15 protein-coding genes are annotated in these 13,600 nt (G+C 47.2%); 4 read left to right on the forward strand and 11 right to left on the reverse strand.

Features of this window, described 5'->3' with window-relative positions; genetic code table 11:
* Positions 1-16: 16 nt before the first annotated feature.
* The 4 genes from MKY01_RS24920 to MKY01_RS24935 form a co-directional block, all read right to left on the reverse strand.
* Entirely contained in the window at positions 17-1,084 is a 1,068-nt protein-coding gene (locus MKY01_RS24920; protein WP_091027676.1) for an AI-2E family transporter, read from the reverse strand.
* A 295-nt stretch (positions 1,085-1,379) separates the two neighbouring features.
* Entirely contained in the window at positions 1,380-1,589 is a 210-nt protein-coding gene (locus tag MKY01_RS24925) for a hypothetical protein (RefSeq protein ID WP_017686815.1), read from the reverse strand.
* A gap of 10 nt (positions 1,590-1,599) precedes the next feature.
* Positions 1,600-2,121, reverse strand: a complete 522-nt coding sequence (locus MKY01_RS24930) for a PRC-barrel domain-containing protein (RefSeq protein WP_017686814.1) — start codon at positions 2,119-2,121, stop codon at positions 1,600-1,602.
* A gap of 164 nt (positions 2,122-2,285) precedes the next feature.
* Complete coding sequence (locus MKY01_RS24935) at positions 2,286-3,437, reverse strand: cysteine desulfurase family protein (RefSeq protein ID WP_127551076.1); 1,152 nt, start codon at positions 3,435-3,437, stop codon at positions 2,286-2,288.
* 132 nt (positions 3,438-3,569) lie between these two features.
* Here MKY01_RS24935 and MKY01_RS24940 point away from each other — a divergent pair, with 132 nt between their 5' ends.
* Entirely contained in the window at positions 3,570-3,965 is a 396-nt protein-coding gene (locus MKY01_RS24940) for a hypothetical protein (RefSeq protein WP_339284016.1), read from the forward strand.
* A gap of 182 nt (positions 3,966-4,147) precedes the next feature.
* Here the strand turns inward: MKY01_RS24940 and MKY01_RS24945 are convergent, their stop codons facing one another.
* Positions 4,148-4,567 carry an Rrf2 family transcriptional regulator gene (locus MKY01_RS24945; protein WP_017686811.1) on the reverse strand — a complete coding sequence of 140 codons (420 nt, stop codon included), beginning with the start codon at positions 4,565-4,567 and terminating at the stop codon, positions 4,148-4,150.
* Between the two features lie 321 nt (positions 4,568-4,888).
* Between MKY01_RS24945 and mnmA the strand changes: the two genes are divergently transcribed.
* Positions 4,889-6,013 (forward strand): tRNA 2-thiouridine(34) synthase MnmA, encoded by a 1,125-nt coding sequence (gene mnmA / locus MKY01_RS24950; RefSeq protein ID WP_036616942.1) that lies wholly within the window; start codon positions 4,889-4,891, stop codon positions 6,011-6,013.
* Between the two features lie 131 nt (positions 6,014-6,144).
* On the opposite strand, the gene crcB is transcribed toward mnmA, so the two are convergent.
* The 4 genes from crcB to MKY01_RS24970 are packed head-to-tail and all read right to left on the reverse strand — an operon-like array spanning position 6,145 to position 9,176.
* Positions 6,145-6,504 (reverse strand): fluoride efflux transporter CrcB, encoded by a 360-nt coding sequence (gene crcB / locus MKY01_RS24955; protein ID WP_339284018.1) that lies wholly within the window; start codon positions 6,502-6,504, stop codon positions 6,145-6,147.
* Positions 6,501-6,902, reverse strand: a complete 402-nt coding sequence (locus MKY01_RS24960) for a CrcB family protein (protein ID WP_339284020.1) — start codon at positions 6,900-6,902, stop codon at positions 6,501-6,503. Before MKY01_RS24960 ends, crcB begins: the two co-directional genes overlap by 4 nt.
* A 33-nt stretch (positions 6,903-6,935) precedes the next feature.
* On the reverse strand, positions 6,936-8,243 hold the full coding sequence (locus MKY01_RS24965) for a replication-associated recombination protein A (RefSeq protein WP_339284021.1): 1,308 nt from the start codon (positions 8,241-8,243) through the stop codon (positions 6,936-6,938).
* 42 nt (positions 8,244-8,285) lie between these two features.
* The gene (locus tag MKY01_RS24970) at positions 8,286-9,176 is read right to left on the reverse strand and encodes a LysR family transcriptional regulator (RefSeq protein ID WP_339284023.1); all 891 of its coding nucleotides are present in this window, start codon (positions 9,174-9,176) and stop codon (positions 8,286-8,288) included.
* Between the two features lie 136 nt (positions 9,177-9,312).
* Here MKY01_RS24970 and MKY01_RS24975 point away from each other — a divergent pair, with 136 nt between their 5' ends.
* Positions 9,313-10,056 (forward strand): SDR family NAD(P)-dependent oxidoreductase, encoded by a 744-nt coding sequence (locus MKY01_RS24975; RefSeq protein ID WP_339284025.1) that lies wholly within the window; start codon positions 9,313-9,315, stop codon positions 10,054-10,056.
* Positions 10,053-10,955 (forward strand): EamA family transporter, encoded by a 903-nt coding sequence (locus MKY01_RS24980; RefSeq protein ID WP_339284027.1) that lies wholly within the window; start codon positions 10,053-10,055, stop codon positions 10,953-10,955. Before MKY01_RS24975 ends, MKY01_RS24980 begins: the two co-directional genes overlap by 4 nt.
* Positions 10,956-11,078: 123 nt before the next feature.
* On the opposite strand, the gene MKY01_RS24985 is transcribed toward MKY01_RS24980, so the two are convergent.
* Both MKY01_RS24985 and MKY01_RS24990 read right to left on the reverse strand, forming a co-directional pair.
* Positions 11,079-13,259, reverse strand: coding sequence for a UvrD-helicase domain-containing protein (locus tag MKY01_RS24985; protein ID WP_315370460.1), 2,181 nt, complete (start codon positions 13,257-13,259; stop codon positions 11,079-11,081).
* Between the two features lie 137 nt (positions 13,260-13,396).
* Entirely contained in the window at positions 13,397-13,567 is a 171-nt protein-coding gene (locus tag MKY01_RS24990; protein ID WP_164783408.1) for a hypothetical protein, read from the reverse strand.
* Positions 13,568-13,600 lie beyond the last annotated feature (33 nt).

A 13,600-nucleotide genomic window follows, 5' to 3' on the forward strand; every position in this document is an offset into this window, starting at 1 on the left:
GTTTTAACCCTGCTATTTAGTCGGTCCTTCGTTTGATGTAATAGGCGAAAAAGTGTTGCACAATCACCTTCAGCACGGCAAAAACAGGTACTGCCAGAATTAAACCTACAATGCCTGCCAGTTCACCTCCGACGAGCAGTGCAAATATAATCGACAGTGGATGCAGATGCAACGTACGTCCCACCACCTGAGGAGAAATAACGTTACTCTCCAACACCTGGCACAGTGTGTTCACAATGACAACAAGTAGTACCATTTTAAACGATACGGTTGATGCCATGACCACAGCAGGAGCAGCTCCAAGGAACGGCCCCAAGTAGGGCACAATGTTAAACACAGCTACAATGCTTGCAAGTAGCAGGGCATACGGCATATCAATGATGATATAACCAATGTAGGCAAAGATACCAACAATGACACAGACAATAAACTGTCCCCGAATGTAGTTCCCCAGTGCAGTATCGATCTCTTTCATCACCGAGACAATCGCTTTACGACGTGAACGCGGAAGATACGCCACAATGGTGCGCTCAAACACCTCAAAGTCTTTTAACATATAAAAGATCAGAAATGGCACGATAAACACATTGAATAACACATTAATGGTCGCCCCGATATTGTCCATGAGCACAGTAATTCCCTGAGTTAGTCGATCCTCCATCTGAAAAAACCAACTGTTCATGCCTGTTCGCACACTTGGCGGCATTAATTTGTGATCCATATTGTTCATCAGGCTCTGGGCACGCATGGACAGTTCCGGCATATGCTCGTTGAGTTCCCCTAGCTGTTCAATCAATACCGGAATGACATTCATCAGAATGACACCGAGGCAGGTCAGGAAAAAGGCATATATGAGTAGTACCGCAATCGTACGCGGCACCTTGCGCCCTCCCAGCATGCTGACAATCGGATTAAGTACATAGGATATGATAAGGGCTACGATAAAGGGTGCCAGCACTGTTTTCAGGAACGCATAAATGTGAAGCAGTAAAGGCCGCAGCAGCCAAATAAAATATAAAATGATCAATCCGAGCAGCAGCCAGATGGCGTAACGGAACAGCTTGTTTTTGGTTAATTGCTCCACTTGCATCTCTCCTTTTGGACTGGCTCTGAGAGTCAGTATATGTAGGAAAGGTAATATTTATTAACACAGCGCAAAAGTGGAAAGGAGCAATCCGAACATTTTTTTCTTGAACCCAAAAAACGCCTCCTTCATTAGAGAAGGAAGCGCATTTTGCAGTACGGGTTAGCATATAATCAACCATACACCAGCCGAACCACTATGTAACCGCATCTATATACATCTGCCAACAATTAACGCCAGCCTCCCATGACAGACATTGTCATGAAACCGCATATAGAGGAAGTTATTCTGCTTATTAAGAAGAAGCGTGAAGATGAGGGAAGTCTTGTGGTAGCTCGTCCCCGAAAAACAGATCATCCAGGGAACTCAGCGTACCGTCTTCTTCCACCTGATATACAGACATTTTCTCACCGTTCACCGTTAATTCAATAAAGCATCCCCAGCAATAAAACTGGTGGGAACCAATTTTCCCGATATCTTTGGAACTACAGTTTGGACATTTCATATTCATTCACCTATCCATTAACAGAATGAATGGCATTTTCCAAGCGTTGTTCACTCAGAGACGGCACCATAATGGCACTTTCCCCGATGGACATATCGCTTGTACATGGCAGCCATTTGCGGCCCTCGATCAGATCGGACACAAAACCGTCCGTAATTTCAATCCCTATTATTGTATTTCCCAACTCTTGGTCAAAATAAACATCGGAGACACGCCCAAGCAGCAAACCTTCTTCGGTGAGCACGGACATCTCCTTCAATTTAGACCGACCGAGGAGGTACGTGTATTTTATGTCGTCGGCTCCCGTCTTGCGGACAGCCTGTTGATTACGGATCATGACGGCATCTTCGCCGTAGGCAACGATATCTTGCCACTGCACGATTTTGACATGATTGGTAAACAGACCTTTGTTCTCAAGCTCAATGCCTTCGATCTCCCAATCATCATTCACAATGAAATCCTGGATTTTACCGACCTGCTTCCCGTCCTCAACATCAAAAACGGCAAGTCCGATCATTTCCTGAAGCTTCATCGCTGGGTCCCCCTCATCTTCTTATCATTAAATAGGCGCGGCGCTATTGCTAGGTATGCCCAAAGTTGATGAGTGGCAATCAGACGCCGATCATCAAAACCGCTTCTATCCAACCGATGAAATGGAACTTCTTCCCTCCTTCTGTTCCATGTGTAAAGTTCCCCTTAGGGTCTATTACGCAGTCGTCCAAGAATGGTTCCAATTTTTTCGGCGGTTATCATGATTTCTTCCGTAGTATTACCCAATCCCCAGCTAAATCGAATCGCAGAGTGTAAAAATGTTTCAGGCAATTTCATCGCTTTGAGCACATGAGAGACTTCAAGTGAACCGGAAGTGCAGGCAGAACCGCTTGCAACAGCAATCCCTTCCATATCCAGATTCATTAACATCGTCTCTGTGGACACTTCCGGAAAGCTGATATTCAGGATGTTTGGCAGCGTATGCTCCAGGTGTCCATTCACGTGAAAGTGCTCCGTCCCCACATGAATTTCAAGCTGTTCTAACAAAAGTTTACGCAATTCCAAATCATGCTGACGATGCGCCTCCGTCTGTGCTGATGCAATCTTGAGAGCCTCTGCAAATCCGGTAATACCTGCGATATTTTCCGTACCAGCGCGACGCTGACGCTCTTGCAACCCACCGTGAGCTCTTGCTTCCAGCACAATTCCTCGCCGTACATAGAGTGCACCCACACCCTGAGGTCCGTTGATTTTATGCGCAGAGAAGCTGATCAGATCCACAGGCAGTTCCTTACAGGAAATATTCTGGCTACCCAGAGCCTGAACTGCATCGGTATGGAAAAGGATATTATGCTGACGGGCAAGCTCACCCACCTCACGGATCGGCTGAATCGTGCCTACTTCATTGTTAGCATACATCATGGTAATCAGCACCGTATCCGGCCGAATGGCCTCTTGCAACTCATCCAGATTTATTCGTCCATGACGATCCACAGATAGATAGGTTACTTCATAACCTTGCCGCTCCAATTCCTGACACGTATGCAAGACAGCATGGTGCTCAATTGCGGTCGTAATGACGTGTTTCCCCTTATCCTGCCTGGATGCCACTGCTCCAAAGATTGCCAGATTGTCGCTCTCCGTGCCACCTCCGGTGAATACCAATTCGTCCGGGAAACAGCCCAAAGACGCCGCAATGACATCCCTTGCTCCGCTGACAGTCCGTTTGGCCTCACGCCCAAAGGCATGGATACTTGATGCATTGCCAAATTGTCCTGTCATGACGTTCATCATCGCTTCTGCGACTTGTGGATGCATAGGTGTCGATGCGGCGTGATCCAAATAAATTCGTTTCATTTATCTTCACCCCGTTATATGTTAAATTTCTATCTCATGGCAAACTGTCAAAATTGGAAACTGAAACGGATGCTCTATTGTCACATCTTCGTGTATAATGTTATATATCCATTTCAAAAAGGAGAGAGAGACATGAGTGATCCCATTCTCGGGCAGATTCTGAATCAGCTTCAACAAATGGACAAACGATTCGACAGCATTGATGGACATCTTGGAAAAATAGACCACCGACTCGATGCTATGGAAGAGAGGCTCGGTGCCGTAGAGAACAGACTAGACACTGTCGATGACAGACTGAATACCATGGATGGCAGATTGGACACCATAGAGGAACAAACTAAAAACATTCCGCTTCTTCAACAAGCTGTTCTGGAAACATTGACTATTACGAAACGTCTTGACGCTTCCCACTCTGTCTCTGAACGCAAAGTAACTACCGAATTAAATACCCATCAGCACAGCATTGATATTTTGAATCGCCGTCAGTTACGCATGGAAGCTGATATAGAAACCTTAAAAGGTCGCTGATTTACAAGTGATCCAGTTAAGTTCACACTTGACCATCTTGTAAATCCCACGGCTGAATACATAGCCCTACTCAATTAAAATAATCCGTAGAAATTGAAGAACAGAACAAAGTACCCATTGGCATGTCTAAAGCCCCCAAGTTGGGGGCTTTATTGTGTCTTCTGTGATGCGAATTAGTGACCTTAAATGTAGAACATGTAGCTGTCTTTTTTGTCCTGATCCTGGAAGGTAATCAGGTCTTTCAGTGTTGTGGAATCCAACACTTCCGCAATCCCGTCACGAATACGCAACCACAGATCACGTTTCGCCGGATCATCTTCCTCCGTGAAGTCTACTGGAGAGATTGGCCCTTCCAGTACACGGATTACATCGCCTGCAGTCACGGTTGCAGGATCACCCGCAAGGATATAACCGCCGTAAGCACCTCTAATGCTTTTCACCAGTCCTGCATTACGCAGTGGAGCAATCAGTTGCTCCAAGTAATGCTCCGAGAGCTGGTTGCGCTCAGCAATGCTTTTAAGTGATGTAGGGCCTTCGCCTATTCTGGCAGCAAGCTCCATCATGATTGTGAGGCCGTAACGGCCTTTTGTCGATATTTTCAAAGGAGTCACCTCTTTCAATTTTCAGAAACGATTGGAAACTTTATATTTAATCCTATGGTCCATGACCGTCTGTTTCACGATCTGTCCACAGCGGAGATGCATTGAGATTAGCATAAACCTTCTAATCCTCCGTATTCCGATCATAACCCTCAGCTAATGTTAACATATCTGCATGCTTTATGGAAAAGAAAGATTGACGATATTCCAAAATGTGCGTCTGTGGTGGACACTATCCAAAATTGGCCGGGTGTATCGTATCTTGAGTCCGGTTATGCTAGAATAAGAAACGAAACATATTTATATATAGAAATGGTGATAACGATGTCCAAAACAATTGAAAATACACGGGTCGTCGTTGGCATGTCCGGAGGTGTCGATTCTTCCGTTACCGCACTGTTGCTGAAAGAGCAAGGGTACGATGTCATCGGCATTTTCATGAAAAACTGGGATGACACCGACGAGTTCGGCCACTGTACCGCTGAAGAAGATTCAGAGGATGTACGCCGCGTATGTGAACAGATCGGCATTCCTTACTACACTGTCAACTTCGAGAAAGAATATTTTGATAAAGTATTTACCTATTTCCTTGATGAATATAAGTCGGGCCGCACGCCAAATCCGGATGTCATGTGTAATCGTGAGATCAAATTTGGTGAATTCCTGAACAAAGCTCTGGATCTCGGCGCAGATTATGTAGCTACAGGACACTATGCTCGCCTGATTGAAGAAGATGGCACACTCAAGTTGCTTCGTGGTGTGGACAACAATAAGGATCAAACGTATTTCCTTAACGCACTCAATCAGAACCAGCTGTCCAAAGCCATGTTCCCGATTGGTCATCTGCCCAAACCGGAAGTACGCAAAATCGCAGAAGCGGCTGGTTTGTATACTGCCAAGAAAAAAGACAGCACAGGTGTCTGCTTCATCGGTGAGCGTAATTTCAAAGAGTTCCTGAGTAACTATCTGCCTGCCAAAGGTGGAGACATGGTTGATATCGCAACCGGTGAAGTCAAAGGTCGCCACGACGGTCTGATGTACTACACACTTGGACAGCGCCAAGGTCTTGGCATTGGTGGTTCCGGCAATGGTGAACCCTGGTTCGTTGCAGACAAGAACCTGGAGAAGAATCAACTGCTTGTTGTTCAGGGCGATGCCCATGCAAGCCTGTACTCCACGGGTCTTACCGCAACGGGTGTGAACTGGATTGCTGGTGCAGAGCACATGCCTAATGTGCCATACCGTTGTACTGCCAAATTCCGCTATCGTCAGCCGGATCAAGGTGTAACATTGACCTGGCAGGAAGATGGAAGTGTGGATGTACAATTTGACCAGCAGCAAAAAGCCATCACGCCAGGACAAGCCGTTGTTTTCTACGACGGAGAGGTCTGCCTGGGTGGGGGTACGATCGATCAGGTGCAAAAAGTACCTGTACCCGCAATGCAATAATAGAGCTTGTCCATTAAAATGCGGATTATACACAATACCGTGTATCCCTATAAAAAAAGCCGTCTTTCATGTATACCATGAAGGATGGCTTTTTTCCTGCTTATTTTTGCAAAAAAATAAAAAATAGTTCGTTATGCAGTCAACCAGACTCCTGCCCAGGCGGCCAACACCCCAACTAGAACCGAACTTACAACGTAGAGCGCCGCGCTTGCGTATCGTTGTCGATCCATAAGTCCTAACGTCTCATAACCAAAGGTAGAGAACGTGGTGTACGCACCGCAAAATCCGGTTCCCCACATCACCCAGATTCCATCTGAGATCATTGCAGATTCATGCCACCCATATAACAACCCAAGCAACAGTGAACCACTGATGTTGATGATCCATGTTCCCCATGGAAAGGCCATTCCCAGCAAGCCAGAGACCCATTTTCCCAGACTGTAACGCAGTACCGCACCCAGCACACCTGCAAAACCAATCCAGAGGATCATGAGGCATCACCCTCTTGTCTTTGTGCTCCCAACATACGATGTCCAAGGCTCATTCCCAGCGCACAGAGCAACAATCCTGCCAACAGACTCACGATCAAATAAATAGCGGCACTGATCCATTCGCCCCCTTCGGATAAACGAACAATATCCAGTGTAAACGTGGAAAATGTCGTAAATGCGCCAGTAAAACCTGTACCAATCGCCAGTCGAAGTTGTGGTGTTATTTTGCCTGGAACAGCTATGGTAAAGAACCAACCCAAAAAAAGGCTGCCAATCGCATTGATTAACAGCACTGCCCATGGGAACCCCCCATGGACAGTTGGTATCCCTAACTGTATGGCATATCGGGTCAATGTACCGAGAAATCCACCCGCCCCTATATACAAAAGCTCTTTCATGTTTTGTACATCTCCCGAATGATCTGTCTGTCCTTAAAATTCCCTGCGCCGCTGTTGGTTCAGCCTGATCTTCGATTCGTTACCCTGCTCCGTTGCCTCATAGAATACTCTCCGTGAGAGCTGCTTTGGCAAATATTCTTGTTTCACGTAATGCCCCGGATAGTTGTGTGGATATTGATAACCCTCATGTCCAAGCTTCACGGCACCCGAGTAATGCGTATCTCGCAAGTGAAGCGGAACTTCTGCCGATTTCACCTCATCAATCGCGTTCATGGCTTTGGAAATGGCGGTGTACACCGCATTTGATTTTGGACTTTCGACCGCGAACAGAATCGCTTGTGCAATGTTCAGCTTGGCTTCGGGCCAGCCGTTATTTCGGTACGCATCAAGTGCTCCAATCGCCTGAGTCATGGCTTGCGGGTTCGCAAGTCCAATATCTTCACTGCTCGCTGCAATCAGACGCCGAATGAAGGTCATCGGGTCCATGCCGAGCTTCTCCACCGCGTATAGAAACCAAAACAACGCCGCATCACTGGAACCCCGAATACTCTTGTGAAATGCAGACAACACATCATACTGTGTGGATTCATCTGCCTTCACAATGGGGCGCCGAATAGACTCTTCAGCTACACCAAGCGTGATATGAATGGACCCATCCTTCTCCGGTGGCGTGGTCAACGCAGCCAGTTCAAGCGCGTTAAGCGCACGCCGAATATCCCCGTTGGCCATCGTGGCAATATGCTCTAGCGCCTCATCGTCCGCCTGTAGTTCCATGAACCCCAGACCTTTGTCCGCATCACTCAATGCTCTGCGCATTGCAATTAGGGAATGATCCTTATTTAGCGATTCTAGCTGGAACAGAGTGGAACGGCTCATCAAGGCTCCATTGACATAATGAAAGGGATTCTCTGTTGTTGCGCCGATAAAAATAATCGTACCCTTCTCTACCGCTGGCAATAGCGCATCCTGACGTGAACTGTTAAACCGATGTACCTCGTCGAGGAACAAAATGGTTTTTGTTCCATACAGCTGTTTGTTCGTTTGGGCCTGTTCGATAACTTCACGCACATCCTTGACGGAAGCTTCCACTGCATTCAGACGTACGAACTGTCCTTGCGTTTGCTGGGAAATAATATGTGCCAAGGTTGTCTTGCCACATCCCGGAGGGCCGTATAACAAGATGGACGAAATCTGATCAGCCTCGATGGCGCGCCGGAGTAATTTCCCTGGTCCAATAATATGTTCCTGTCCAATATATTCATCCAAATGCTCTGGCCGCAAGCGGTCCGCGAGCAGTCTAGCTTGTGGTTTTGAGTCCTGTTGAAACGAAAATAAATCCATTGCTCATCACTTCCTTAACGGATTGCCTTGCCTTGATTACAATTATACTTCTGATGGTTCTCCACTCTCTATCATATCATACTCTCGCGGTAACATAGCCATAAATGCATGAAGTGCACTGCTGACAAAGGCATCCTTGCGAGTAATAAAATGAGTCATCATGCGATTCATACCTACGGGGAGTGTACGCGTGCGCAATAATCCATTTTTGATCTGATGCCTAATCACAATCTCTGGTAACAAGGAAATTCCCATGCCGGACGTAACCCCACTAATAATCGCTTCAAGGGTTCCAAATTCCATAATCACTGGGCGGGTAACACCCCCCACCTCTAACCATTCCTCCAAAACCTGACGATAGGAACACCCCATGCTGTAGACAAGTATAGGTTTACTCTTAAGATCTTCATCCGTAGGACCCATACCAGAATAGACAACAAATAGTTCCTCATCAAATACGGGAATAGAAACGATATCAGTATGATCACAGGGACAGCCTATAAATGCTCCCTCCAATTCATACCCAATAACCTGATCCATAAGCATCTGCGAATTGCCAGTAACCAGTGACAAGGAGACATCTGGATACTGTTTGTAATATCTGACGAAAAGTTCAGGTAGTCGCACGGCCGCTGCGGTTTGTGTAGAACCTATTCGCATTGGACCCGATGGTGTGCTCGTCGCCCGAAGCGCCTTGGAAGCATCATTCAGCAAGCCAATAATTTTATCTGCATAGGTCAGCAGCATCTCTCCGGCTGGAGATAACGTCATGCCTCGGTTATGACGAATGAACAACGTTGTACCTACTTCTGCTTCCAGATGCCGGATTCGTGCCGTTACGTTGGATTGAACATACCCCAGTTTAGAAGCAGCTTTGGTCAGATTCCCTTCCTGTGCAACACACTGAAATATTCTAAGATCCCCGCTCTCCATGGTCCCTCCACTCTGACATCATTCAAAATGATATCTGCTTCATTACCAATCATTATACTTCATGTGTAAACCGGACTACAATTCATATAGATCCCAAACCAGTCATCTGACTGGATGATGATAAGGAGTGTTCAGCATGACATACTGGAAAAATAGAGTTGCTCTGATCACAGGTGGTGGAACAGGTATAGGACGTGCTGTAAGTGAGATGCTCGCTGAACGCGGAGCCTTGGTCGCTGTCAACTATTCCCGCTCACAAGATGCAGCAAGAGAGACTGTTCAACACATTTTGGATACGGGAGGCCATGCATTCGCCGTTCAAGCTAATGTTGCCAATGATCTTGATGTCCGGCGGATGGTCACTACAATAACTGAAACCTACGGCCCGATCACTGCACTTGTAAATAACGCCGGAATCACGCGTCATATCCCCATGCACGATCTGGAGTCTGTTACAGATGACGTCTGGAATGAGCTGCTTGATGTGAATGTGAAAGGCATGTTTCATTGCGCTCGTGCAGTGACGGAAGGCATGAGACAGGCTGGCGGTGGTTCTATCGTGAATTTGGGCAGCATCGCAGGCAGTACGGGTTCGGGCTCCTCCCTCCCTTACGCCGTCTCCAAAGCGGCCGTTCACGGTCTAACTTTATCACTTGCGCACGCACTCTCACCACACATTCGGGTGAATGCCGTCGTCCCTGGCGCAGTTGCTACAAGGTGGTGGGCTGGAAACGAGGAGCGAATGTATCGTCTCGGCGGAGAAGTGTTATTACAGCATATTGCCTCACCTGAAGATATCGCACACATGATCTGTGCTGCGCTGGAACAGCAATCCATGACCGGGCAGCTAATTACTGTAGATAGCGGACAGACGTTATGAGCTCCATTCATGATAAAGATACCCGGATCATCAAACCATTGAAATATACACTATTGATCATTTTGACAACGTTAATCATGGGCACTTCTTTTCCAGTTGGCAAGATCGGCATGTTATATGCCCCACCTTTCCTGCTCATGGGCATACGTTATATACTGGCAGGTGGCTTGATGGCCTTATTCCTTCGTAAACGTCCTTTGCCTACTGGATGGCAGTCTTGGTTGAAAATAATCCTTATTGGTCTGTTCCAATCCGCAGGAGTGATGGGCTGCGCCTACTACAGCATGAACTGGATTACATCCGGTGAATCCGCCATTATTACGTTTACCAATCCGCTACTGGTCATTATCCTCAGTGCTCTCTTATATAGAGTGACCTACCGTTTCAGTCAGTGGATCGGTGTTATACTCGGTTTCATCGGGATTATGTTAACTTTTGGTTGGCAGATGAGCTTTAGTCCTGGAACCTGGATTGGATTTGGTGGTGCGATCTCCTTTGCCGTGTCCACATTGCTCATCAAACGCTGGGGTGATGGCTACGATACTTTTGTCTTAACTGCCTATCAGATGCTCGCGGGAGGTGCTGCGCTTCTTCTACTCAGCGTATGGACTGAGCAGCCTCACTTTATGGTCAATACCACCTCGGTTATGGCGCTGCTCTGGTTAACGCTTGTTTGCTCCATCATTCAGTTCTCACTCTGGTTTTATCTGCTTCAGAATAGTGACCCAGCCCAAACCAGTTCGTATCTGTTTCTGGCGCCGTTCTTTGGTGTACTATCGAGTTGGATTTTACTAGGAGAGCACGTTCAGTGGTTTGCATTAGCAGGCGGTTTATTTATTGGTGTTGGCATATTCCTGGTGAACCGTCGCTCATCCAGAATGAGAAATAGCGTAACATAAACTTGAACTCCCCAATCGTTCTTCCTTGGAAGATTAATCATTTCTCGCACAAAAGCAAAAAAGGCATGCGCTTATGGGACTCTCCATAAACGTCATGCCTTTTTCTGTATAAATAAACTTTATCTAGCCAAGCTCTGGCCAACCCTGAATGGTTACGGACTCGCCATCGGGATTATGTGTTGCAGCCGCATAGATCGGCAGTTCACCGTCATGGAACAACCACAATTCGTGCAAGGCCCGTGTACAACCAACGTACAACAGCTTTGCATCACCTGCATTTGGCAAATAATGCTTCTGATCTACGTCTGCCACAATAACGGCATCAAACTCCAACCCTTTAGACAGATAGACCGGTAAAACGGAGTGCCCACCTGTGTACTGCTTTTTGCCACCATCGATCAAGTTTAGATCCCAGCCTGCGGCCTGTAGGTCACGGTGAAGTTCCTCTGCTTCATGCAGTGTACGAGTCAGGATGGAGACCGTTCGGTAGTCTTTGACCGTTAACAGCTTCAAAGCCTGCTCCAGACTCGCCGTCCGCCCTTCGCCTCCATAAGCCAACGTCCGAACCGGATCACCACTACGGAAAACAGGAATCGCCGTAATCCCGCTCTTGACACCACGTTCCAGAATCGTGTTGGCATAATCGATAATTTCCATCGTTGAACGATAACTTCGGGTCAATGCAAAGTATGCATTCTGTTCCTCAGGAAATAAAGAACTCATCTCTTCCCACGCATGAACACCACGGTACTCATGAATGCCTTGAGACAAGTCACCCAGTATGGTGAAGGAATGCCCTTTGACGAACTGATCCAATAACGCCACATGAAAAGGGGAAAAGTCCTGCGCTTCATCGATCACAATATGATCAAACCGCTCCGAGCCCTCGATATCATGGACCAATGTATGAATGTATACCAATGCAGGCAGATCCTCTTCACGGACGATATCCTGTTTCAGATCTGTTGCCGTTTGTTTCATGACTAGTTTTGGAATCAGCCCGCTGAGCGAGGCTGGCACAGAGCCGCCCTTTCCAGCTTTGAACAGCTGTTTGTATAACGTAAGCGGCTCGTATTGAGGCCATTTTTTGGCATAGGCTTTCTCACGAGTAGACGCTTTTTTCTTGCGTTCTTTGCGCACAGCTTCTGGCATCGGTTTCTTAAGTTCCATCTCAATCCAGCGGTGAACCCGCGCCATGACCCGTTCTTTGCGTTTGGCTAGTGGATAATGTTTGTATTCCTCACCGAACCAGTTCTCGATCTCCGTCTTGCTGAGCACCTTACCATCCCATGGACTGAAGTCCATATCCGGTACGGAATCCGCTTCCATCCCCGACAACCATTCTCGAATAAGCTCCATGAAACGGATGGATCCTTTGTAACGCCCAGGTACATCATCATTCAATTCAGGTCGTGCATCAGGTTTTTCGAACCAGGTGTTCAATGTATCCGACGTATTCGCCAAAGGCATATCCAGCCCCAGCAGGTTCATCGCCCAATCCGGGAATGTCCGCTGTTGAATGTCCCCTACTCCAAGTTCCGGAAGCACATCCGAGATGTAATCCAGAAACATGTGGTTGGGCGCAAAAATAACCATTTTCTCTGCAGATACCTGCTCCTTGTACTGATATAGCAAAAAGGCAAGCCGATGCAGGGCAACCGTCGTTTTCCCGGATCCAGCTACACCCTGAATGATCAATGCAGTGTTTCTCGCCGCACGAATAATCAGATCCTGCTCCGCTTGAATCGTAGATACGATATCACGCAGTTTGTTATCCTTGTTCTCTCCCAAACGATAAACGAGGAATTCATCAGATACCGCTGGCTGGTCGCTGTCACGGTTATATGTATCCGCCACACGTTCCAATATCCGCTGCCGAATGACAACGTTTCGTTTCAGATATACGAGACCTTCAATAAGCCCTTCCGGGGCTTCATACGTAGCGGAGGCTTCCCCTCCCGTAAATGAGTAAAACAGGCTTGCGACAGGAGCACGCCAGTCGATGACGAGCGGATGCTCTCCCACCTCTTCGCGGTCTACGCCAATTTTGCCAATATACAGCGGTTTCCGTGCACCACTGCCCTGTTCTTCGAAATCCAAGCGTCCGAAATAGGGTTGCTGCGCGCTCTTGGACAAGGCGGTGCGGCGCTCTTCGCGTCCAGCTTCCAGCACTTGTTCTGTGAAGTCGTGGCCGGTGTATACCGGAATGTTCTGCAGTCGTTCCAGCTGACTATCCACTTCCTCCATCGTTCGCTCTAACCTGTACTCTTCTTCTTGATAGGCACTTTGAAAGCTGTCTGACATGTTTCAGTTACCTCCTAAGAATATGTTTTGCTCTGCATCGCCTAGATCTGGCAATACAAAAGGATACTTACTATATCACATAGGGCAATTGAAAGCCACATCCGTTTTTGTAGGCTTACTTTTGTAATATATGAGGCTCATCTGAATTGATAATTAATGATGGCACTGACAAGCGCACAACAACCAAACAGAATAAACCACCAGGCCCACTTGTTTCTGGCCAGCCTGCGCCTGCTGTTTAATGCGCCGTAAATCCCGATTAGCAGTACGATGGTGGAAAAACTAATCCCTACAATCCAACCAGCCATTATACCTACCGCCCCCCTTTGTTTTCAGTACAC

The organism is Paenibacillus sp. FSL R5-0486 (assembly GCF_037975155.1).
In the GTDB taxonomy this organism is placed as follows: domain Bacteria; phylum Bacillota; class Bacilli; order Paenibacillales; family Paenibacillaceae; genus Paenibacillus; species Paenibacillus amylolyticus.

What these genes read in the sequence shown, in the direction of transcription:
- MKY01_RS24970 (WP_339284023.1), bottom strand. Translation starts at nt 9,176, where the DNA reads ATGGAGAGCGGGGATCTTAGAATATTTCAGTGTGTTGCACAGGAAGGG.
- MKY01_RS24930 (WP_017686814.1), bottom strand. Translation starts at nt 2,121, where the DNA reads ATGAAGCTTCAGGAAATGATCGGACTTGCCGTTTTTGATGTTGAGGAC.
- MKY01_RS24935 (WP_127551076.1), bottom strand. Translation starts at nt 3,437, where the DNA reads ATGAAACGAATTTATTTGGATCACGCCGCATCGACACCTATGCATCCA.
- mnmA (WP_036616942.1), top strand. Translation starts at nt 4,889, where the DNA reads ATGTCCAAAACAATTGAAAATACACGGGTCGTCGTTGGCATGTCCGGA.
- crcB (WP_339284018.1), bottom strand. Translation starts at nt 6,504, where the DNA reads ATGATCCTCTGGATTGGTTTTGCAGGTGTGCTGGGTGCGGTACTGCGT.
- MKY01_RS24980 (WP_339284027.1), top strand. Translation starts at nt 10,053, where the DNA reads ATGAGCTCCATTCATGATAAAGATACCCGGATCATCAAACCATTGAAA.
- MKY01_RS24975 (WP_339284025.1), top strand. Translation starts at nt 9,313, where the DNA reads ATGACATACTGGAAAAATAGAGTTGCTCTGATCACAGGTGGTGGAACA.
- MKY01_RS24940 (WP_339284016.1), top strand. Translation starts at nt 3,570, where the DNA reads ATGAGTGATCCCATTCTCGGGCAGATTCTGAATCAGCTTCAACAAATG.
- MKY01_RS24965 (WP_339284021.1), bottom strand. Translation starts at nt 8,243, where the DNA reads ATGGATTTATTTTCGTTTCAACAGGACTCAAAACCACAAGCTAGACTG.
- MKY01_RS24960 (WP_339284020.1), bottom strand. Translation starts at nt 6,902, where the DNA reads ATGAAAGAGCTTTTGTATATAGGGGCGGGTGGATTTCTCGGTACATTG.
- MKY01_RS24925 (WP_017686815.1), bottom strand. Translation starts at nt 1,589, where the DNA reads ATGAAATGTCCAAACTGTAGTTCCAAAGATATCGGGAAAATTGGTTCC.
- MKY01_RS24990 (WP_164783408.1), bottom strand. Translation starts at nt 13,567, where the DNA reads ATGGCTGGTTGGATTGTAGGGATTAGTTTTTCCACCATCGTACTGCTA.
- MKY01_RS24985 (WP_315370460.1), bottom strand. Translation starts at nt 13,259, where the DNA reads ATGTCAGACAGCTTTCAAAGTGCCTATCAAGAAGAAGAGTACAGGTTA.